General features: G+C 55.9%; 14 protein-coding genes and 4 pseudogenes. 13 read left to right on the top strand and 5 right to left on the bottom strand.

Translation table 11 applies throughout. The features are described 5' to 3' along the window. The first annotated feature begins 31 nt into the window (after positions 1–31). From OA238_RS16185 to OA238_RS16175, 3 genes and pseudogenes are all read left to right on the top strand, one after another. On the top strand, positions 32–661 hold the full coding sequence (locus tag OA238_RS16185; RefSeq protein WP_015496000.1) for a glutathione S-transferase family protein: 630 nt from the start codon (positions 32–34) through the stop codon (positions 659–661). A gap of 326 nt (positions 662–987) precedes the next feature. Beyond that, positions 988–2,376, top strand: a complete 1,389-nt coding sequence (locus OA238_RS16180) for a membrane protein (RefSeq protein ID WP_044036994.1) — start codon at positions 988–990, stop codon at positions 2,374–2,376. A gap of 190 nt (positions 2,377–2,566) precedes the next feature. Beyond that, positions 2,567–3,319, top strand: a pseudogene (locus OA238_RS16175) (IS5 family transposase); the annotation flags it as partial. On the opposite strand, the gene OA238_RS35125 reads toward OA238_RS16175, so the two are convergent. Further along, a complete protein-coding gene (locus tag OA238_RS35125) occupies positions 3,220–3,606 on the bottom strand; it encodes an ABC transporter permease subunit (RefSeq protein ID WP_420806499.1) in 387 nt (128 codons plus the stop codon). The pseudogene OA238_RS16175 and the gene OA238_RS35125 overlap by 100 nt on opposite strands. 344 nt (positions 3,607–3,950) lie before the next feature. On the opposite strand from OA238_RS35125, the pseudogene OA238_RS35120 reads away from it, so the two are divergent. From OA238_RS35120 to OA238_RS16155, 5 genes and pseudogenes are all read left to right on the top strand, one after another. After that, positions 3,951–4,064, top strand: a pseudogene (locus OA238_RS35120) (IS6 family transposase); the annotation flags it as partial. Positions 4,065–4,222: 158 nt separating this feature from the next. After that, positions 4,223–4,777 carry a pyridoxamine 5'-phosphate oxidase family protein gene (locus tag OA238_RS16170; RefSeq protein ID WP_015495998.1) on the top strand — a complete coding sequence of 185 codons (555 nt, stop codon included), beginning with the start codon at positions 4,223–4,225 and terminating at the stop codon, positions 4,775–4,777. Positions 4,778–4,972: 195 nt separating this feature from the next. Continuing rightward, the gene (locus OA238_RS16165; RefSeq protein WP_476703816.1) at positions 4,973–5,956 is read left to right on the top strand and encodes an IS110 family RNA-guided transposase; all 984 of its coding nucleotides are present in this window, start codon (positions 4,973–4,975) and stop codon (positions 5,954–5,956) included. Between the two features lie 583 nt (positions 5,957–6,539). Beyond that, positions 6,540–7,184 carry an alternative oxidase gene (locus tag OA238_RS16160; RefSeq protein ID WP_044038415.1) on the top strand — a complete coding sequence of 215 codons (645 nt, stop codon included), beginning with the start codon at positions 6,540–6,542 and terminating at the stop codon, positions 7,182–7,184. 109 nt (positions 7,185–7,293) lie between these two features. Next, positions 7,294–8,514, top strand: a complete 1,221-nt coding sequence (locus OA238_RS16155; protein ID WP_015495995.1) for a cysteine desulfurase — start codon at positions 7,294–7,296, stop codon at positions 8,512–8,514. A 21-nt stretch (positions 8,515–8,535) separates the two neighbouring features. Here the strand turns inward: OA238_RS16155 and OA238_RS16150 are convergent, their stop codons facing one another. The 3 genes and pseudogenes from OA238_RS16150 to istB form a co-directional block, all read right to left on the bottom strand. After that, positions 8,536–9,168, bottom strand: coding sequence for an NAD(P)-dependent oxidoreductase (locus OA238_RS16150; RefSeq protein WP_015495994.1), 633 nt, complete (start codon positions 9,166–9,168; stop codon positions 8,536–8,538). Positions 9,169–9,394: 226 nt separating this feature from the next. Then, positions 9,395–9,872 (bottom strand): annotated as a pseudogene (locus tag OA238_RS16145) (DDE-type integrase/transposase/recombinase); the annotation flags it as partial. A 548-nt stretch (positions 9,873–10,420) separates the two neighbouring features. Continuing rightward, a pseudogene (istB, locus tag OA238_RS16140) lies at positions 10,421–10,891 on the bottom strand (IS21-like element helper ATPase IstB); the annotation flags it as partial. Positions 10,892–11,173: 282 nt separating this feature from the next. Between istB and mobC the strand changes: the two are divergent. From mobC to OA238_RS16125, 3 genes are read left to right on the top strand one after another with little or no spacing between them, the layout of a single operon-like run. Beyond that, on the top strand, positions 11,174–11,764 hold the full coding sequence (gene mobC / locus OA238_RS16135; RefSeq protein WP_015495992.1) for a plasmid mobilization relaxosome protein MobC: 591 nt from the start codon (positions 11,174–11,176) through the stop codon (positions 11,762–11,764). Beyond that, entirely contained in the window at positions 11,751–13,571 is a 1,821-nt protein-coding gene (locus OA238_RS16130) for a relaxase/mobilization nuclease domain-containing protein (protein WP_015495991.1), read from the top strand. Before mobC ends, OA238_RS16130 begins: the two co-directional genes overlap by 14 nt. After that, positions 13,564–15,468: a type IV secretory system conjugative DNA transfer family protein gene (locus tag OA238_RS16125; protein WP_015495990.1), complete on the top strand. Its 1,905-nt coding sequence runs from the start codon at positions 13,564–13,566 to the stop codon at positions 15,466–15,468. Before OA238_RS16130 ends, OA238_RS16125 begins: the two co-directional genes overlap by 8 nt. Here the strand turns inward: OA238_RS16125 and recD2 are convergent. Next, positions 15,443–17,653 (bottom strand): SF1B family DNA helicase RecD2, encoded by a 2,211-nt coding sequence (recD2, locus tag OA238_RS16120; protein WP_015495989.1) that lies wholly within the window; start codon positions 17,651–17,653, stop codon positions 15,443–15,445. The two genes, OA238_RS16125 and recD2, sit on opposite strands and share 26 nt — an antisense overlap. 309 nt (positions 17,654–17,962) lie before the next feature. On the opposite strand from recD2, the gene OA238_RS16115 reads away from it, so the two are divergent. Then, positions 17,963–18,850, top strand: coding sequence for a tyrosine-type recombinase/integrase (locus OA238_RS16115; RefSeq protein ID WP_015495988.1), 888 nt, complete (start codon positions 17,963–17,965; stop codon positions 18,848–18,850). Between the two features lie 9 nt (positions 18,851–18,859). Further along, positions 18,860–20,047: an IS91 family transposase gene (locus OA238_RS16110; RefSeq protein WP_015495987.1), complete on the top strand. Its 1,188-nt coding sequence runs from the start codon at positions 18,860–18,862 to the stop codon at positions 20,045–20,047. The last annotated feature ends 16 nt before the right edge of the window (positions 20,048–20,063 follow it).

Below are 20,063 nucleotides of genomic sequence, written 5' to 3'. Positions count from 1 at the left end.
ACTTAAAGTATGTTAACTGAGGAGAAGCCCAATGATCGACGAAACCACTCTTTATGGCTTTGACGGATCAACTTTCGTGCGGACAGTAAAAATGGTTCTGATGCATAAGGACATCGCCTTTAATCAGGTAGTAGTCAATGTGCTCAAAGGCGAACCGCGCAAGCCCGCCCATCTTGCGCGCCATCCTTTCGGCAAGGTGCCGGTGCTAGATATTGACGGTATCCGCTTGCGCGAAACTGATACAATCTGCCGCTATTTGGACGACACCCGCCCCACCCCATCACTGGTGCCCACCACCCCTAAAGATCGAGCCAAGATGTCTGAAGCAGTAAATTTAGTGAATGGTTATGGCTATGACGCGATGATGGGGTCTGCAGGATTTCATCTATTTCCTGACTTGATCGGAGTTACAACTGACGCGGCGCATAATGAAAGAATTTCGCATGCAAAGACGTTCCTAAACCTATTAATGGACAATAAAGGTGAGGCTGATTGGTTGGCAGGTGATGCACCCAGCCTTGCAGATTACTTCCTGGGACCGCTAGCTTTCTACGTGTCGACCACACCTGACGCAGAGATCTTACTTACTGAACAAAGAGTTCATATGTGGTGGGACCGTATGAAAGCCCTCGAAACGTTTAAGGCGACTAAGATCAATTAATGATGATGCAGAGGGCTTCGTTGCACAAAACGTCCCATATAGAATTCAATAAAAAGCTGGCTCTGAAGAACCTAAAATATAAACTTGGATCTCATTTTCGTATCTTTAATTCGAGTAGGCGCTCTGAGCTGTAACGCTGCTCCAATTATACCCATCAAAAATGGCCATAGGCTAAATCTGTCCGGTAAGGCGGGAAGAACATCCTTCTACCAATTTGCGCAACAAAATCCTATCTTAGACCAATAATGAATTGAAAGTCAGTGACTTATAGGGCAAAATCGAAGTAGTCTCATACGGCTGATGACAAGAATTAAAAGGTCGACACCATGCAAGCCGCCGCTGACAAAGCAATAGGGCTTTTACTAATGTTGGTCACGATATTGGTGATCTGTGCGGAATGGGGTATTGCCCTATGGGCTAGTTTTTTGACCCCAGCAATGATGCTTGTTTTGGTTATAATTTTAACTGTGCAAGTTCGCTTGTCGCGCAAGGTTTTTGTCGCCGTGGCTGCATTGCTAAGCATCGCACTCGTTGTGACCAACCCAAACTGGCGCGAGATTATTTTGCAGGGTTCAGCAGCAGCAGCTTTTATAGGAGCGTTCTTTGCAGCACTTTCGACGTTGCGCACAGTTGCTGCGACATCACCTGCGATTGAACGCGCGGGCGCATTTCTTGCCGGGCAGCGTCCGGGAAAGCGGTACGGTGCATTAACGATTGGCGGGCAAGCATTCGCATTGCTTTTAAATTATGGATCGATCCAACTTCTGGGCGCCTTGGCGATGTCCAACGCGAAGGCCGAACCGAACGCGGAAATTCGTGAACACCGTATCCGGCGTATGTTGTTGGCGATCCAACGTGCGTTTATATCAACTTTGCCATGGTCACCGCTGTCATTTGCAATCGCGATTTCAACCACTGTTATTCCTGATACAAGCTGGACACAGGTTCTAGTGCCGGGTCTTTTAACTTCGAGCATAATCGCGGGCATCGGCTGGGCTATGGACAGCATTTTCAAGCCCCGCCTTAGCGTGATGCCGATACGCATTGATCCGCCTGGAACATGGACAGTAATGCTACCTTTGATTGTACTCTTGGCTACTTTAATTATTGGAGTCATAGTTCTGAATGCAGGCACAGACGTTCGCATCGTAGGCTTGGTTGCGGTGCTTGTCCCTGCAATTGCTGTTGCTTGGCTGTTCATTCAACACTGGTCACAGGCACCCTTTATTAGCGTTACCCGACGGATCAGCACTTATATTTTGGTAGAGTTGCCAACTTACCGTGGTGAGCTGATTTTGCTTATGATGGCAGGATATATAGGGACGGTCGGGTCGCAATTATTGGCACCTATTGTAATAAATGCGGGGTTTGACCTTTCGTCGTTGCCTACGTGGCTGATTTTGGTGTCGTTCGTATGGATTATTCCATTTGCGGGGCAACTCGGTATGAACCCTATTTTGATAGTGACGTTAATCGCACCGTTGATCCCGAGTGCTGCAAGTCTTGGCGTAGATCCCACCGCTTTGGTTGTGGCGCTTACAGCTGGTTGGGCGATGAGCGGTGCTAGTTCCCCATTTACGGCGACAACCTTACTAATCGGATCGTTCGCGGGCGTCAGCGCACGACACGTTGGATTGATTTGGAACGGCACCTTCACAATTGTTTGCTGTTTCGTGCTGTCGCTCTGGGTCTTGATCTACGCGTTCATAAGCTGAATCCGGTGTTAGAATGTTGAATGTCACTCACAACTGACCCAAAGGCTGGCAGTTGAATAGGCCTTGTTACCCGTCGTTGGTCATTGACTCCTCACATCAAACTGCGAGCGACATAAGGGCACCTCTAAAAATTGCCCTGACGTTGGTTCTGCGATATGATTGAGCCGTAAACTGGCAGGGGAATGTGGTGATGGCGCAGATGGGTTTTTTCGATCTTTCGGACCGTTACGCGAGCCTGGACGCTAAGAAAGACCCGCTGCTTGAGATCGATGCCGTGGTGCCGTGGGAGGAGTTTCGTCCGGCTCTTGAACGGATCTGGCGCAAGCCGGATGCGGACCGCAAGTCCCGCGCCGGGCGCAAGCCGATAGACGCAGTGCTGATGTTCAAGGCGCTGGTCTTGAGCGCGCTTTACAACCTGTCCGATGACCAGATTGAGTATCAGATCCGCGACAGACTTTCCTTCATGCAATTTCTGGGGCTTGGCCTGGGGGATCGTGTTCCGGATGCCAAGACGGTTTGGCTTTATCGAGACGCGCTGGCGCAAGCAGGTAAGGTGGAGGAGCTATTCCAGCTGTTTGACGGCCATCTCAATCGACAGGGCTACATCGCCCGCGGCGGGCAGATCCTGGATGCTTCCATCGTGCCGGTCCCGCGCAACCACAACACGCGCGGCGAAAATGCTGCTATTAAGAAGGGCGAAGTGCCCGAGGATTGGGCTGACAAGCCTGCGAAGCGGATGCAAAAGGATGTGGACGCGCGCTGGACAAAAAAGCATGGCAAGAGCCACTACGGCTACAAAAACCATGTGAATGTGGATCGAAAGCATAAGCTGGTGCGGCGCTATCATGTCAGCGACGCAGCCCTGCATGACAGCCAAGCGGTGGACCATCTGCTGATGCAGGGCAACACCGGCTCCGGCGTGTGGGCTGATGCGGCTTCCCGTCGCCTGCTGGAGATGGTGGGCAAGGCGCTGCGCAGTTGAACCAGCCAAAGAATAAGCCACCGGCCACCACCATAGGCCTTCACGAGGTCACTTGCCCTACTGTCTGACTGGCTTATCCCGATGACCGTGGCTGTCATGGTTACGAAGTAGACCGCCAAAGCTGCAAGGACGATACGGGGTGCCATGCCAGATAAGGTCAGCACAAGGATTGGGGCAATAGTGATCGGCGGTAGCGCAAAAACGGCGATATTAACGCCGCGAAAGAGGCGCAACAATGTCGGCGACATCGTGAAAGCCACCCCCGATATCAGAGCAATCGCATCGCCAATCAGAAAACCGACACCGGAAGCATAGAGCGTAGCCCAGATATGGCGTGGATAATCTGCGCGATCTTCCCATAGCCGGATTAAGATTTCTGAAAACCATGGCAGCGCACTACTGGCGACCAGGTCCATGCGACCTGCGATTTCCCAGATCAGAAGCAAGATTGCGACATTGCGCAGGCCTGTTGGCACCCTACTGTCAGAGCAAAGTCGGTTGAGGCGGGCAGGGCGGGGAAATTGCGACGCGGGACGAGTTTGTTGCACAAATTATCTGATGGTCGATGTGCCCCTCACCCCAGTCGGACTTAATCGGCAACGCTAATCGGCAAGAAACTGGGCGCTGGCTTAATAACAGGGCGGAGAATTCACACCAGCCATTTAGACGAAGAGAGCGGGCCATGTTGCGCTTCAGACGGATGCGAACTCGTACAATGCAAGGAGCTTAAAGAAACCAATCGCTGCACTTGCAGATGAGTGGTGCTTCGGCGGTAATGAGCTAAAAGACACTGAAAGTTGCAGCATTACTAATCTCCACTTTCAGTCCCTGCATTTAAATAAGGATAATACGAAATGGCAGCTAATGAATGATCCTAACGACCTGCAGGCCTTGCTTGATGAAGCATGGCGCCAGCTGACACGCGGTGTGGCCGACAGCCGTTCACCGGCGCGTTACCCCACGTTTGCAACCGTCGCACCGGATGGAACACCCGAGGCGAGGACTGTGGCGCTGCGCGGTGCTTCCCGCTCTCAATCTGTTCTTGAGGTCCACACGGATATTTCAACGTCCAAAGTTGTCGCGCTGCAACACAATCCCAAAGCCGCATTTCACGTTTGGGTACCGCGCGCAGATTTGCAAATTCGGATGACTGCAGCCGTGGAAATCCAGACAGGGAGCGACGCCGAACAAAAATGGGATCGCGTACCCGAAGGTTCGCGGGTTTCTTATGGCACACGACCGACGCCGGGCACCGCCATTTCAGATGCATACGCTTACGAAAAACCAAGCGACAGGGAACGCTTTGCCGTTTTGAGGTGCAATTTGTTGGGGATAGACCTCTTGCATCTTGGGGCACACCATCGGCGCGCTGAATTTATTTTCGAAAACGAGTGGGCGGGTACATGGCTGGCGCCGTGATTGAAAGACCCTGACGAGCACTGCTTTATTGCGTTGTAGCATTCAACATCAAGGGCGGAGAGCATGCGTAATTGGGCAGCCTTTCGCTTTTAGGCCAAGCTCCCACTAAGATTACAGAATAGCTGTGAACAAGGGAGATAGATGATGGAATACTATGTCGGATTAGATGTGTCGTTGTGATCCTGTGCTCTTTGCATTGTGGATGGCAAGGGAACGGTGCTGTTCGAGCGAGAAGTGCCTTGCGAGGTCAGTGATATCGCTGAATGCCTTGTGGAATTTTCACATCCGATTGAACGTGTTGGTTTTGAAGCGGGTGCGATGAGCCAGCACCTTTTCTTTGGCCTGACCGATGAAGGTTTTGATGTTGTCTGCATGGAGGCACGACAAGTGAATGCCGCTCTGTCAGCAATGAGGAACAAGACCGACAAAACAGATGCACGTGGCATCGCGCAGATACTGCGCACTGGCTGGTTCAGTCCGGTGCATATGAAGAGCCGTGAAGCGCATGGCCTCCGTGCGTTGCTAAGTACACGCAAAGCCTTGCTCAAGAAGACGATGGATCTGGCCAACGAAGTTCGCGGATTATTGAAAATCTTTGGCATCAGACTGCCCCAAACTGTGAAGCATGGCAGCTTCGATGGCGTTGTACGGCCCATGATCGAGATCGATGATGTTCTGGCACACGCTCTCGTGCCATTGCTCGATGCGAGGGTCGTTTTGTATCAACATTATTTGGAACTAGATCGGCGCGTTAAGAGGGCAGCCAGCCAAGATAATGTCTGCATGAGATTGATGACTATTCCTGGCGTCGGCCCAATCGCAGCGTTGAGCTTTAAATCGGCGGTTGATGACCCAACCCGTTTCAAAAGATCCCGTACCGTTGGCGCACACTTTGGGCTTACACCGCGAAGGTATCAGTCAGGAGAGCATGACAATCCGGGGCGGATATCCAAGGCTGGGGATCGAGACGTGCGGGCCGTTCTATATGCAGCTGCGAATGCGCTGCTTATGCGAACGATGGCAAGCTCCCAGATTAAATCTTGGGGCATGCGATTGATGCGCACAAAAGGACGTCGTCGCGCCGTCGTCGCTGTCGCACGTAAGTTGGCCATCCTAATGCACCGCATGTGGATCGATGGCTCAGAATTCCGTCAGGACCAGGTGGGGGGCATGGCATGAACTAAAACGCCAACCCACAATCCTAACGGGGTCGTCCCTCACCGGACGAGGTTCGTGGAAGAAGCCGAAAATGTCTGCTGCGCACCTTGAAGCGCGCCGGAAAGCGGGGCTCTCCACTGCCGATCCGACATATGCTTGCAGCGATGCCATTCGAACATCAAACTAGACTGCGAAGAGAAGCGTGACCCGGATGAGTGACAAAGACCCGAAATAAACAAGGAAAAAGAGCTTGACCTAAATACCCAATTAGAGAAGCAGACCTTCGCTGCAAGTACGAACCATTCATCCCGCGAAGTTGGAAGCCGACACTCAAACAGACGATGTTCTGTATTGATGGCTGCAACGCGGAAGGCTGGTTCAAGCTCAAAGTGCCGACACTCATTTGCAACTTGAATGAAGGCTTCTGGCTAAAGGGTATGCACGGTTCGGGCATTTCGTTTCGAAGTACTCGTCATCACAGAAAAAGTCACTATTTTTTCTGTGATGACGCACAAACTAACAGGCTGTTGTGCCACAGGTCTGTGCCGGTGAAATGGGTGGGCGCAAGATTACATATCCAATATTCAACCTTCCTGGACATAACATGAAACACAGTAAAGAATTTGAACCTGACTTGCTGCAAGTGCACCATGTACCACACAGCATGAACGACCGCGCGGCTTTGCGCGTGGTAAAGACGATGCGGTTTTTCGCAGATAGGTTTTTCGCAAACCGTTATGGGCATCGCGCTGTGGTGCTGGAAACTGTTGCAGCGGTTCCGGGTATGGTCGGTGGTCTGTTACAGCACCTGCGTGCCATTCGGCACATTCGCGACGATCAGGGCTGGATCAAGGAGCTGATCGAAGAAGCAGACAATGAGCGCATGCACCTGATGACCTTTATCCAGATCGCACAGCCCAGTCGGTTTGAACGCACGTTGATCATGGTGGCGCAGGCGGTATTCTATAACCTGTATTTCTTTCTCTATCTGCTGGCCCCTAAAACCGCACACCGGGTGGTGGGTTATCTAGAGGAAGAGGCGGTGATCAGCTACAGTCACTACCTTGAAGAGATTGACGCCGGTCGGGTCGAAAACGTTGCGGCACCCCAGATTGCGATCAATTACTGGAAACTTCCGTCAGATGCGCGCCTGCGCGATGTGGTTGTCGTAGTGCGTGCAGATGAGGCGCATCACCGCGACACCAACCATCACTTTGCCAACCAGATCGCTAAAGGCGTGCATTCCTAAATGCGGGGCATAGCAGCCGCAAAATGGGGAGTGCCCGTGTGCGACCGAGCAACTCCAAGGGTCGAGGCTGCGGTCGTCGATCAGAAATTCTTTATAGGGAAGTGTAGCCATGCTTGATTTAGAAATGGTCCGAAGGGATTTTCCGATCTTGTCGCGTCACGTGAATGGCAAGCCGTTGGTTTATTTAGATAACGGCGCCTCGGCCCAAAAGCCGCAGGTCGTTATTGATGCAATGTCGCAAGCCTATTCTCAGGAATACGCCAACGTGCATCGTGGATTGCATTACCTTTCCAATCTGGCGACCGACAATTACGAGCGCGTGCGGGGCATCGTTGCGCAGTTTTTGGGCGCTGCCCGCGAGAACGAGATCATTCTCAACTCGGGCGCTACTGAAGGCATAAATATGGTCGCCTATGGCTGGGCGATGCCCCGCATGCAGGCAGGCGATGAGATCATCCTCAGCATTATGGAACACCACGCGAACATCGTGCCGTGGCATTTTCTACGTGAACGGCAAGGCGTAGTGATCAAATGGGTAGATGTGGACAGTACCGGAGCGCTGGACCCAGAAAAAGTGCTTGCGGCGATCACACCGCGGACAAAGCTGATCGCGGTCACGCACTGCTCAAACGTTCTGGGCACTCTGGTGGATGTGGCGGCAATTTGTGCGGGTGCGCGGGCGTATGGCGTGCCCGTTTTGGTTGATGGAAGCCAGGCTGCAGTTCACATGCCGATCAACGTGCAGCAGATCGGTTGCGATTTCTACGCTGTCACTGGTCACAAGCTCTATGGTCCTTCAGGGTCGGGGGCAATTTATGTCCATCAAGACCGGATGGCCGAGATGCGGCCTTTTATGGGCGGTGGTGATATGATCCGTGAGGTGACGCGCGATACTGTAATCTACAACAATCCACCGATGAAATTCGAGGCTGGTACCCCCGGCATTGTGCAGACCATTGGCTTGGGTGTGGCGCTGGATTATATGACAGGGCTAGGCATGGCAAACATCGCCGCCCATGAGAAGCAGCTGCGCGACTACGCCCGCACTCGTCTCGACGGTTTGAACTGGATCACGGTGCAAGGGACGACGCCTGATAAAGCCCCAATTTTTTCCTTTTCAATGCAGGGTGCTGCCCATGCTCATGACATTTCGACCATCTTGGATAAAAAGGGGGTTGCGGTGCGTGCAGGCCAGCATTGTACTGGGCCATTGATGGAGCATTTGGGGCTTACAGCTACCTGCCGCGCATCTTTCGGACTGTATAATACCAATGCAGAGGTTGATGTCCTGATCGACGCGTTGGAATTGGCGCATGACTTGCTTTGCTGACATCTGTTGGAGTGAAAGCTGTTAATTGACCAATACAGGTGCGCCACCGATGAATGTTTGATCTTCGATCTGTTTAACAAGAAAGTCTGCCACGTTGGATCGCGAAATAATCCCATTCCGCCACTCTGACGGTTTGCGTAGAACCTTGTAGCGCCCTGTTTGTGGTCCATTTGAAAGTACACCTGGACGAACGATCGTCCATTGAAACCCACTTTCCTTGATCTGCATCTCCTGACGGCTCTTGTCGTCGTAGGCACGGCCAAAAACGATTTGAAACGGGACACGTTGGAGGAGACCAATGCTCGCGTGGCTATCGCCAGCCCCAAAGCCAGTGACGCAAATGAGACGATTGACAGCTTGGTCTTTCATGGCCGAGATTAGCACGCGCGTTGCGTCTGAAAACAGCTGCACAGGTTTGATGAGTTCACCCAAGCCGACGCCAAGCGTTAAAATGACCGCATCAACCCCAACAAGTGCAGCTTCCACATCGTGTTGGTTCAGAGCGTCGCCCTGCACTTTCTCCAATCTTGCATCATGAAGGTTTATCGATGAAGCAGATCTTGCCAACCCTCGCACATCGTATCCAGCGGCGAGCGACTGGCGGGTCGTCTCCAAGCCAATGCCCTTACTGGCACCAATGATTAGTATCCGCATAATAAGGTCTCCTGCTTCAGTTTAGCACATGATCTATTGTGTCATTATTCAGATGGAACGGAAGCAGTTTCAGGACTGTTTGTCAAAGTTCTAGGGTATGATTTCTGAAGTGGTCCTGCTTTTTAGGACAGCTTTGCGGCTTGGCTAAGATGCATCGTTTTTTCTGTTCATGTGGTGCTGTCAGATAAAAGTGAACCAGTCTCATTTTTCCGGCAACCTCAATCCGTTAGGCTACGCCAAGACCGCGCCACTCGGTAAGAGTGGCGGCGCTGTTCAGCTTGAAATTTGATCGGTTGTAGAGATGGCGCTCTGCGTTGAAATGGTTGTGAACAGAAGCGTGGACGGCAACGAATTTCTGTAAAGTTCGCATCCGCCTAAATCGAAGCATGGCCCGCTCTCTTCGTCAAAATGGCTGGTGTGAGTTCTCGGCTCGATTGTTGAGCCGGCGGCCGGTTTCCTGTTTGTCCACATTGCCGATCACCTTCATCACCGCACCATAGGAACGTAGCTTTTTGGGGACGAAGATATCTGCGCGACCATGGTTCCTCAGGAATTTAAAGGCTGCCTTGTGATCACGGCGCTTTGTGACGAAGCTTTTTGGGACTTCTCCTTCGTGATCCACAGCCTGCTAAAGGTGTGCGTTCGCCGTTAATCTCCACGAACACCTCATCCAAGTGCCACTTCCAATTTGAAAATGCGCGCATATCCGGTAACGGGTGACATCCACCGCTTTATGGCAGGACCAAAGGGGTCCGGAATCACGGTGATCACATGGTCATCGAACCGTCGCACAGCGTTTGTAGGCAATCAGCACCCCAGCGCCCCATTCCCCGATGGGGATGGAGTCTTGGCGCGATCTATAATTGTTGCAATCAAACAGGATGACAACGCCGTGTTTGGTTAGGCTGTCCTAAAGAGTAGCGGGCTGTCCCTGAAAGGAAGCAGCCTATTTAGCGAAGTCCTTCTGTATAGAGACAGACCCACGCTTTTAGGTTTGATCGTAAAAGTGGTCGTTTGTTAAACTTGCAGCATCCGGTGCTTTGGGTTCGATGAAGACATTAGCTGCGCGTGGCCTCAAGGTGTCAACGGCAGAGTAAAAGTGAGCCAAAGGTCAGCGCAAAATGTTGCCACTTTGGGGTTGGGACAATCAGCGTATAGACGAGCGCCAGCATCCGGGCAGCTGCGCTTGTCATATAGCTGGCGTTTGCCCGGATGCTTTGGCCCGTCAGGGCCAATCTATGCTGATTGAGGTTCAGGTTTTGGGCGTTGCCTGACGCGCCTTACTCTGACCAAGGCGGTAGCTTTCGCCATTCATCTCTAGGATGTTGACGTGGTGGGTCAGGCGGTCGAGGAGTGCGCCTGTCAGGCGTTCTGACCCAAATGTTTCTGTCCATTCGTCGAATGGCAGGTTGCTTGTGATTAGCGTGGATCCGCGCTCGTAGCGTTGGGAGATCAATTCAAACAGCAGCTCAGCGCCGGTTTTGCTCAGTGGCACAAAGCCCAACTCGTCGATGATCAGCAGCTTGTAACCCACCATCTGCTTTTGAAGCCGTAGCAGTCTGCGTTCGTCTCTGGCCTCCATCAGCTCATGGACGAGTGCGGCGGCGGTGAAAAATCCAACGGACATGCCTTTCTGGCATGCTGATAGGCCAAGGCCCAAGGCGACATGGGTCTTGCCGGTGCCCGAGGGGCCAAGCGAGATGACATTCTCACGCCTTTTGATCTGCATGAACTGCCAGACCATCCAACTTTTGAAAGCGCCAAAGGCGCGGCCCATGCAACTGCACTGCAATTGCTGGGCGACGCTGAGGCATGGCACCACGATTGAGTTGTGCCATGCCTTGCGTATGAGGCCGCGCTTTGCCCGGCCGTCGCAGCTTCCGGCTGCTCCAAACGGAATACGAGGCCGTTAATACAAGATTATAATCTTGTATTAATTATGACGCTGCGTCATAACGGAGCGGCCTCGTATGAGAGTGGCAAGAAATAGGGATGATTACTTCACATGGCCGCACCCCGCGCCAAATCGATGAATCGGCTCAGCCAGGCGCAGCGTTTTGCCATCACGCGCAAGCGCTCTGAGGGCGTGCCGGTTGCTGATCTGGCACGGGAGTTCGGCGTCACGACGCGCACCATCCACTACACGCTACGCGCTGATCAGGATCGCAAGATCGACGGACGCGTGCGCACAGAGGTGGTCAATGTCCGGCTGACACCCAAGGAGCTGGCGACGTTTGATGCGGTGCTGGCCCGGCGCGAGATCCACAGCCGAGCGGACGCGTTGCGACGGCTTATCCATGCGGCGAGCGACCTCTTTGTGCCAGACGATGATCTGGCCTCGGAGATGCGCGGGCTATCGGCCGCGCTGAACCGTGCGGGCAACAACGTCAACCAGATCGCGCAGCGGCTGAACGAGGCCAAGCAGCGCGGCAAGACCCCGCCCTATGGCAACAGCGCCCATACCCAGGTGCGCGCCCTCGGCGCACTGGTGTTTGATATCGCGGACCAGGTTCAGGATATGGCGCAGCGACGGCGCAGCGCGCTCTCGGCCGAGGTCGCCCGCGTGTTGAAGGGAGAGATCGATGGCCCGGAGTAATGCGGTGGCGGCGGCACATGACGCCTTCTTTGATCGCGACTGGAGCCGGATCAGCGGCAGCGCGCCCCGGGCGCGGCAAAAGCAGATGGTACGCGCGGCCATGGGCCACTCGCCCGCGATCTTCAAACCAATCCGTGGCGGGGGCACCCATAGCCGTGCGCAGCTGCGCAACCAACTGGAATATCTGACCTCGAAGTCCACCACGATCATCGACAGCCGCGGCACCTATGACGGGCAGGATCGGCTCACGGCCAAGGAAGTCGAGCAAGTGACCCGCCGCTTTGCCGCGCAATGGGACGAGCGGTTCAACCCCAAGCTTGGGCATACCTCACATCTGCTGATGGCCTATCCGATTGGCACCCGCGGCGAAGATGTTGCCGACATTACCCGCGAGATTTGCGAGCGGTTTTTCCAGGGTGACGGCAGCCACTTTGACTACATAGCCGCCGTCCATGAGGACCGGGATCATCCGCATGCGCATATCGTACTGAACCGGCGCAGCAAGGATGGCGAGCTGTTCTTCCTTAAGCAGGACCACCACTTCAACTATGACGCGTTCCGCGAGGCGATGGTGGAGGTGGGCGACCGTTACGGTTTGCGGCTAGAGGCGACACGGCGGGTCGAGCGCGGCGTAGTGACCAAGGCGCCCACCGACGCCGATGTGCGTCAGGCGGTGGAGAATGGCGCCACTCCACCCGAGCGCCAGCGTATCGGCCCGGAGTTGGACCGCGCGTTGGCGGAGTTTGCTGGGCATGCACGGCTCTATCGCGGTCTTGCCGCGGAGGCCTCGCGCGAAACCCATAACGATATCGCGGCGGCCTTGGACCGCGCGGCGACCCTTTTGGGGCAAGGCGGATCAATCACAGCAGATGGAAAGGTGTACGGTATGGCGGATGGGCAGCAGTCTTTTGATGAGGTCGTGGACGCGTTCCACGCCAAGATCGAGCAAGCGGAAGCGGTAGTGTCCGAGGCCCCGCCGGACCGGCGCGTTGCGCTTGAACATCAGCTCAATGATATCTACCGCGACATCTCGCATCTCAGCCCGCTTGGCACCCAATCTCGCAGCTTGCTGGAAGAGCCGTCAGCGAGTGGGGTTTACTCGGCCGCAAATATCGACCGGGACGTCCTTGCGCGGCTTGAGACACCAGAGTTGGCTGAGCGCCTGGAACGCGCACTCGAGGGCACTGGGATCGACGCGCGCCAGGTAGCTGCAAGGGTTGAGCTGGGTGCTGAGAATGCCGCTCTGGAACGACAATGGCTGAGCCAGGATCTCAAAGCCATCGCGCAGACTGAGGGCTTCAATCTCAATCGTGCCGATGAGTTGGAGCAGGCCATCGACCGGCTGGATGCAGTTCATGGCGATCTTGGCCGCGTGTTGGCCGAAGCAGAAGTGCTGCGCGACAGCGGCGCGGTTGATGATGTCGTGGATCGCGCGGCGCGCGATGCAGACATCGAGGGTCTACCACCCACTATGGCCGACGTCCTGACGCGCATGCGGGAGGATCCAACCGTCGACCCGTTCCGGGATGATGCCGCGCGGGATCAATTGCGCGCCGAGGTCACGGAATTGATCGGCGAAGAGAACACGATCGACCTGACCATCGGTGACGAAGCCGCACTGGATGACGTGCTCGAGGACCGGTTGGATCGGCTCTACATGGCCAAGGCCTACCTGCAAAGCGATGCAAGCCTCGCAAGCAGCATCGCGATGGAACATGTCCTGGACGAGATTGCCAATGAGGAAATCGACGTCCAGCGGGCCCGACATTCTGACACAGATGGCGAAGGAGGTATGACCCATGGGTAAGGGACGGATTGCGATTGGTGTGCTGAGCTTTGCACTGCTTGGCGCTGCTTTTGGCTATGCGCTGGCCTCGGCCTTTGTCAGCTTTCGCTGGTTCGGCCCCACCGCCGAGATCGACTTCCTGACCCTCGCGCGCGACTATGCGGATCTGCGGATCACCAACCCCGGCGATATGACCATCGTACATCTGATTGTCGGGATCAGCACCGCCGCCGGGCTCCTCCTGAGCGCAATCCTGATGAATGACCTGCTGACCCGCTTCGGCGAGACCCACTGGCAGACGCGCAGCGAGATGAAGCGCAATGGCTTTTTGGGCGATCCGGGCAAAGGTTTTATTCTCGGCAAGACCGGCCTGCCAAACCGTTCGATGCCGTTTCTGATGTCCACGGTGTTTCCGCACGCCTTGATCGTCGCGCCCACGGGCCGCGGCAAAACCACTGGCTTCGTAATTCCGAACCTGCTGACCTATCAGGGCAGCACCGTCGTGCTCGACGTCAAAGGCGAGAACTTCGAGGCTACGGCGCGCCACCGTGCCAGTCAGGGTGACGCCGTCTTCCGTTTCGCGCCCACCGACTGGAACGACGGTCGGTCACACCGCTACAACCCGCTGCTGCGCATCGCGTCGCTGGAGAATGTCGACCGCCAGCAAATGGAGCTGCAGCTCCTCGCCTCGCTGTTTTTGCAGGCTGACAGCGACCGGGTGCAGGGGCTGCTCGACGGCGGGATCGACCTCTTTGTTGCGGCGGGGCTTCTGGCCTTCGAGCGTAAGCGACCGGCCATTGGCGAAATCTACCGCATCACGGCCTCGGGTGGCGACAAGCAAAAGGAATACCGCCGCCGCGCTGATGAGGTGGAAAACCCGGCCGCCAAGCTGATCTTCATGCGCATGGCCTCGACCAACAACGACACGCTGACCTCGTATCTGTCGTTGCTGATGACCTCGGGGCTCAAACAATGGGCCAACCCGGCCATTGATCGCGCAACCGCGACCTCGGACTTCGATTTCCGCGAGATCCGCAAGACGCCCATCAGCGTCTATCTGGTGGTCGAGCCGCTGATGGTGAAACCGCTTGCGCCGCTGATCCGGCTCTTCTTTTCTGATCTGCTGGCTGCGCTGCAGGACCATGAACCGGGAGAGGACGAGCCCTGGCCGGTGATGATCATGCTCGACGAGTTCAACCGCTTGGGCAAAATGCCCATCGTGCTCGACAGTATCGAGGCCCTGCGGTCTTACCGCGCCAACCTCGCAATTGTGACCCAGACAATCCCCGCCCTTGATGAAATCTATGGCGAAAACGCCCGCCGCGCGCTGCAGGGCAACGCCGGTATCAAGCTCTACCTTACGCCGTCGGATGAAAAGACAATTGAGGAGCTCAGCAAGGCCGTGGGCAAAACCACGAAACGCGTCGTTACCCGGTCTCGGGCCATCGGCCGCAATCCGTTTGCCGGGCGCAGCATGTCCGAGCGCACCGAGGAAACACCGCTGCTGCCCGAGGACGAAGCCCGCCGCATGGATCTGGGCGACATCATCATGGTAGTCGACGCTCAGATGCCAGTGCGCGCCAAGCGGATCAAGTATTACGATGATCGCTTCTTCAAAGCGATCCACGACAAGCAGACCGGTCCGCTGCCGTACCCCTCCGCAGGTGATCAGGTCCGCGGACTTCAGGGTCAGATTAAAGTATTGGAGGCGAAAGTTGGCGCGCTGGAATTCCCCAAGGCGCAACCAGAGCCACCTGAGCAGAAAAAGGCGAAATCCGGCGCGAAACGGCGCGCCGAGATCGACGCGATGGAGGCTGCTTCTGCGCCGGAGCAGACAGATGCAACGCCTGATGCAGAGGCCTACAGGGCTGGCGCAGAGCGTTTGGATCAGTTCATGGGGGCAGCGACGCGCGGGTGAGGCGAGGGGACTGCGCTGCCAGCCACTCGTCCAGCTTTGACCACCGCCTCCGACCGGACACGTTCTTGACGGCGATGGCCACGGCCTTCTTTTGCCCCACCAGCACGACCAGCTTCTTGCCGCGCGTGACGCCGGTATAGATCAGGTTACGCTGCAGCATGGCGTAGTGCTGGGTCATGACCGGGATCACCACCACCGGATATTCCGACCCTTGGCTTTTGTGGATCGTGGCCGCATAGGCAGGGACCAGCGTGTCCAGCTCACCAAAGACGAAGCTGACTGTGCGGCCCTCAAAATTGACGGCCAGCTCGCCTTCGTCCATGTCGATGTCTGTGATCATGCCAATGTCGCCATTGTAGACGTCTTTGTCGTAGTCGTTTTCGATCTGCATAACCTTGTCGCCGGGCGCAAATGTCCAGCCGAAGCGTTCCACCTTTTTATCACCTGCGGGGTTCAGCGCTGCCTGCAATTCGATGTTGAGCGACCGCGCGCCCACGCCGCCACGGTTCATCGGGCAGAGGACCTGAATGTCTTTGATCGGGTCAAACCCAAAGCGTTGGGGGATGCGCTTTGCGACCAGTTTGACAATCCGTGTCACGGCCTGTTCGGGATCGCCTGCGGGCAAGAAATAGAAATCTGCCTGTGCCTCAGGCGGCGCGAGGTCAGGCATGCGGCCCGCGTTGATTGCATGGGCCGTGGTGATGATCTTGCTCTGCGCGGCTTGGCGAAACACTTCTGTCAGGCGCATTACCGGCACAGTGCCAGAGCCGATGATGTCGGCGAGCACTTGTCCCGGGCCCACAGATGGCAGCTGGTCGATATCACCCACGATCAAGAGCGCTGCGGTGCTCGGCACGGCCTTCAACAGCGATTGCATCAGCAACACGTCCACCATCGAGCTTTCGTCAATCACCAGCAAATCGCAGTCGAGCGGGTTTTCCTCGCCGCGTTTGAAACCGAAGGCCTTCGGATCGAATTCCAGCAGCCGGTGGATGGTCTTGGCCTCCATGCCCGTGGCTTCGGTCATGCGCTTAGCCGCCCGGCCCGTGGGTGCACAGAGCAGCAGTTTGACGGATTTCGCAGCTAGGATGCGCAGGATCGAGTTGACGATGGTGGTTTTCCCCACTCCGGGGCCACCGGTGATCACCATGGTTTTGGACTGCAGCGCAGTGCGAACGGCCTCGGCCTGGCTTTCAGCAAGGGTGAGGCCGGTTTTTTGCTCGATCCAGGGCAGCGCTTTGTCAGCGTCGATCACAGGCCAAGGCAACGCACCATGCTGGATGCGCTTGAGCTGTTCGGCGATACTGCGCTCGGCCCTATAGAGTCCGGTCAGGAAAATGCAGTCGGCGTCGCCCACGGTATCGGCCGTCACCGTCTCATCGGCCAATTCTTCGTGCAGCGCGCTATCAATCAGGTCGGTGGGCACCTCAAGCAATTTGCCCGCAAGTCCGATCAGGTCCGCGTGTGGCAGGCCGCAATGGCCATTGCCCATCGCTTCGCTCAGCGCAAAAGAAATTCCCGCGCGCACGCGTATCATCGCGGTCTTCTCGATCCCGAGCTTTTCCGCGATCATGTCAGCCGTCCGAAACCCGATGCCCCGGATGTCCTTTGCCAGCTGGTAGGGGTTCTCGCTCATCACCTGCACCGCATCGGTGCCGTAGGTTTTGAAGATCCGCACCGCGCGCGCGGTGCCCACGCCGTACTGGTGCAAGAAGACCATGATCTCGCGGATGACCTTTTGATCGGCCCACCCGGCGGTGATTTTGTCCGCGCGCTTGGGGCCAATGCCCTCGACCTCGCGTAGGCGCTCCGGCGTGGCTTCGATGATGTCGAACACATCCTTGCCGAACATCTTCACCAGCCGTTTAGCGTAGACCGGGCCGATGCCACGGATCATGCCGGAACCGAGGTATTTCTCGATCCCCTCGATACTGGAGGGCGCAGAGGTGCGCAGAAACTGCGCCTTGAACTGAAGCCCGTGCGTGCGGTCATTGATCCACACGCCCGAAGCCGTGACCCATTCCCCTGCCGATATCATGGCAGCATGGCCTACTGTGGTGACAAGATCGCGATGCCCTCGGGCCTTTAGCCGTAAGACGCAAAACCCGGATTCCTGGCTGTGAAACGTCACCCGTTCCACGAGGCCCGCAAGCACCTCTGTCTGGCTGTCACCCTGTTGCGTCATCCCCCGCGCTGTTCCTGCGCTAATAAAAGTGCTGCGATGGAGGAGAGGCAAAGCACGAAAGGCAAAATCCTGTATAGAAATTGTAGTGGGCCACTATATCTTGCATAAAGCTGGGTACAGGTCGAGTTGTCCTGAGAGAGGGCGTGTTTGCAGTTGCAGCATTTGACATGATGGGCGGGAGGACTAAGCCGCTCTCGCGGCAATTGCGCTTGTTGCTGTGGTTGCATGCTGACCTGAACTTTTGGTTTTGTGATTTGGCAAATCTGTTTGACGATTGGGGCTTTCTCAATCCACAAACAGGAGGTTGCCATGAAGGAAGAGAAGACAACGGCGCTGCGCCAGCGGATGATTGAAGATATGCGTATCCGCGCGATTGGTGAGACAACCCAGAAGGGTCACATCCGTGCGATCAAACATTTTGCGACATTTCTTGGTCGCTCGCCGGATACGGCGACACCTGACGAACTCAGGGCTTATCAGCTTCACATGACGGACACCGAGGTGACGACGTCGACCTTCAATACCCGGATTGTGTCGCTGCGGTTATTCTTCGGTGTGACCTGCGGGCGCGAAGAGATGAAACGATACATGCAGTTCCGACGCAAACCGAGGAGGCTGCCTGTTGTTCTGAGCGTCGAGGAAATTGGTGATCTGCTGGCGGCGGTGCCTGGACCAGGTCTCACATATCGTGCGGCACTCGGTATCTCCTATGGCGCAGGACTACGGGCTTCAGAAGTCTGCCATCTCAAAGTGGTGGACATCGACAGTGGCCGGATGCTGATCCATGTAGATGAGGGTAAGAATGGTAAAGATCGCAAGGCCATGCTGTCGCCGGGGCTGCTTGACCTGCTGCGTGAGTACTGGCTTGAGGCACGTCCTGAGGGGTGGCTGTTTCCCGGCAAACCAAAGATCAACCCGTTGTCCCCGCGCCAACTGAACCGCGCCTTTACATCCGCCAAACATATGGCTGGTATCAACAAACCCGTGACGCTGCATACTCTGCGGCACAGCTTTGCGACCCACCTTCTGGAGGCTGGAACGGACGTTCGTGTAATCCAGGTTTTGCTTGGGCATTCAAAACTGAGCACCACGGCCCGCTACACCCACGTTGCCACCAAAACGATCCGCAATACGGTCAGCCCGTTCGAGGGGCTCAAGCAATTGCAAGATCGCACGCTACGACGGGGGCTCGAGTAGCACCCGAGGTTGGAGACCCGGCACAAGCTGGAGATCGCTGACATTTTCCGCTCCCATGGCCCCACGTGGCGGTGGGCCAATGCGGGGCATGTTAGCCTGGCACAGCTCAAGGTTATGTCAGCGATTGAGGCTTGCCGAACCGAGGCGCTCGGCGGGCATGTGGCGGCATGTAGCGAATGCAATCATCAGCACATCGCCTACAACTCCTGCAAAAACCGGCACTGTCCCAAATGTCAGGGTCCTGCCGCGCGCGACTGGATGGCCGCACGCGCCGACGATCTGCTGCCAGTGGAATACTTCCACGTCGTCTTCACCCTGCCTGCTGAGATCGCCCGCATCGCATATTGGAATAAGAAAGCTATTTATGGACTTTTATTCAAAGCATCTGCGCAGACCGTCACGACCATCGCCGCCGATCCCAAGCGACTTGGCGCACGCATCGGTCTAACCAGCGTTCTACATACTTGGGGCTCGGCGCTGACACATCACCCACACATCCACATGGTCATTCCCGGTGGCGGATTGTCAAAAGACGGCAAGAGGTGGGTCGCGTGCAAGCCGGGGTTCTTTCTGCACGTGCGTGTACTGTCTCGACTGTTCCGACGCTTGTTTACTGAGGGGCTTCTGGCCTTACATCGCGCGGGCAAACTTGCCTTCTTTGGTGACCACACCAGTCTGGCGAACCCCGACACCTTCACCACATGGCTGGCTCCGTTACGCAAATCAGAATGGGTGGTCTATGCCAAACCGCCCTTCGGAGGACCCGAGGCGGTGCTCGCCTATCTCAGCCGATATACGCACCGCGTGGCGATTTCTAACAGCCGCCTGATCAGCGCGGATGCTGAGACGGTCGCTTTCCGCTGGAAGAATTACCGGATCAAGACCGGCGAACAACAGACTACAATGCGCCTAGCCACAGACGAGTTCATCCGCCGTTTCCTGATCCATACACTGCCTGACGGCTTCCACCGCATCCGGCATTATGGCCTGCTGGTCAGCGCAACCCGCAAGGTCAATCTCGCTAAGATCCGCACCTTGCTCAGGGCAGAAATCGCAAAGCCCGACGATCCGCCAAGCGCCGATATCATCCCGTTAACGTTACGAGAACCTTGTCCAGACTGCGGTGGAGCAATGCGCATTATTGAGACCTTCCGCCGTGGTCAGAAACCCCAATGTCGTGCCCCACCAAAGGAGTAGGCAGCAAGATGAAGTG

Source organism: Octadecabacter arcticus 238, from assembly GCF_000155735.2.
In the GTDB taxonomy this organism is placed as follows: Bacteria; Pseudomonadota; Alphaproteobacteria; order Rhodobacterales; family Rhodobacteraceae; genus Octadecabacter; species Octadecabacter arcticus.
This window is presented reverse-complemented; position numbering and strand designations above follow the sequence as displayed.

Coding starts and splice junctions, on each gene's coding strand:
- OA238_RS16150 (WP_015495994.1), bottom strand. CDS start 9,168: ATGCGGATACTAATCATTGGTGCCAGTAAGGGCATTGGCTTGGAGACG.
- OA238_RS16155 (WP_015495995.1), top strand. CDS start 7,294: ATGCTTGATTTAGAAATGGTCCGAAGGGATTTTCCGATCTTGTCGCGT.
- OA238_RS16185 (WP_015496000.1), top strand. CDS start 32: ATGATCGACGAAACCACTCTTTATGGCTTTGACGGATCAACTTTCGTG.
- OA238_RS16125 (WP_015495990.1), top strand. CDS start 13,564: ATGGGTAAGGGACGGATTGCGATTGGTGTGCTGAGCTTTGCACTGCTT.
- mobC (WP_015495992.1), top strand. CDS start 11,174: ATGGCCGCACCCCGCGCCAAATCGATGAATCGGCTCAGCCAGGCGCAG.
- recD2 (WP_015495989.1), bottom strand. CDS start 17,653: ATGACGCAACAGGGTGACAGCCAGACAGAGGTGCTTGCGGGCCTCGTG.
- OA238_RS16130 (WP_015495991.1), top strand. CDS start 11,751: ATGGCCCGGAGTAATGCGGTGGCGGCGGCACATGACGCCTTCTTTGAT.
- OA238_RS16160 (WP_044038415.1), top strand. CDS start 6,540: ATGAAACACAGTAAAGAATTTGAACCTGACTTGCTGCAAGTGCACCAT.
- OA238_RS16180 (WP_044036994.1), top strand. CDS start 988: ATGCAAGCCGCCGCTGACAAAGCAATAGGGCTTTTACTAATGTTGGTC.
- OA238_RS35125 (WP_420806499.1), bottom strand. CDS start 3,606: ATGTCGCCGACATTGTTGCGCCTCTTTCGCGGCGTTAATATCGCCGTT.
- OA238_RS16170 (WP_015495998.1), top strand. CDS start 4,223: ATGAATGATCCTAACGACCTGCAGGCCTTGCTTGATGAAGCATGGCGC.
- OA238_RS16115 (WP_015495988.1), top strand. CDS start 17,963: ATGAAGGAAGAGAAGACAACGGCGCTGCGCCAGCGGATGATTGAAGAT.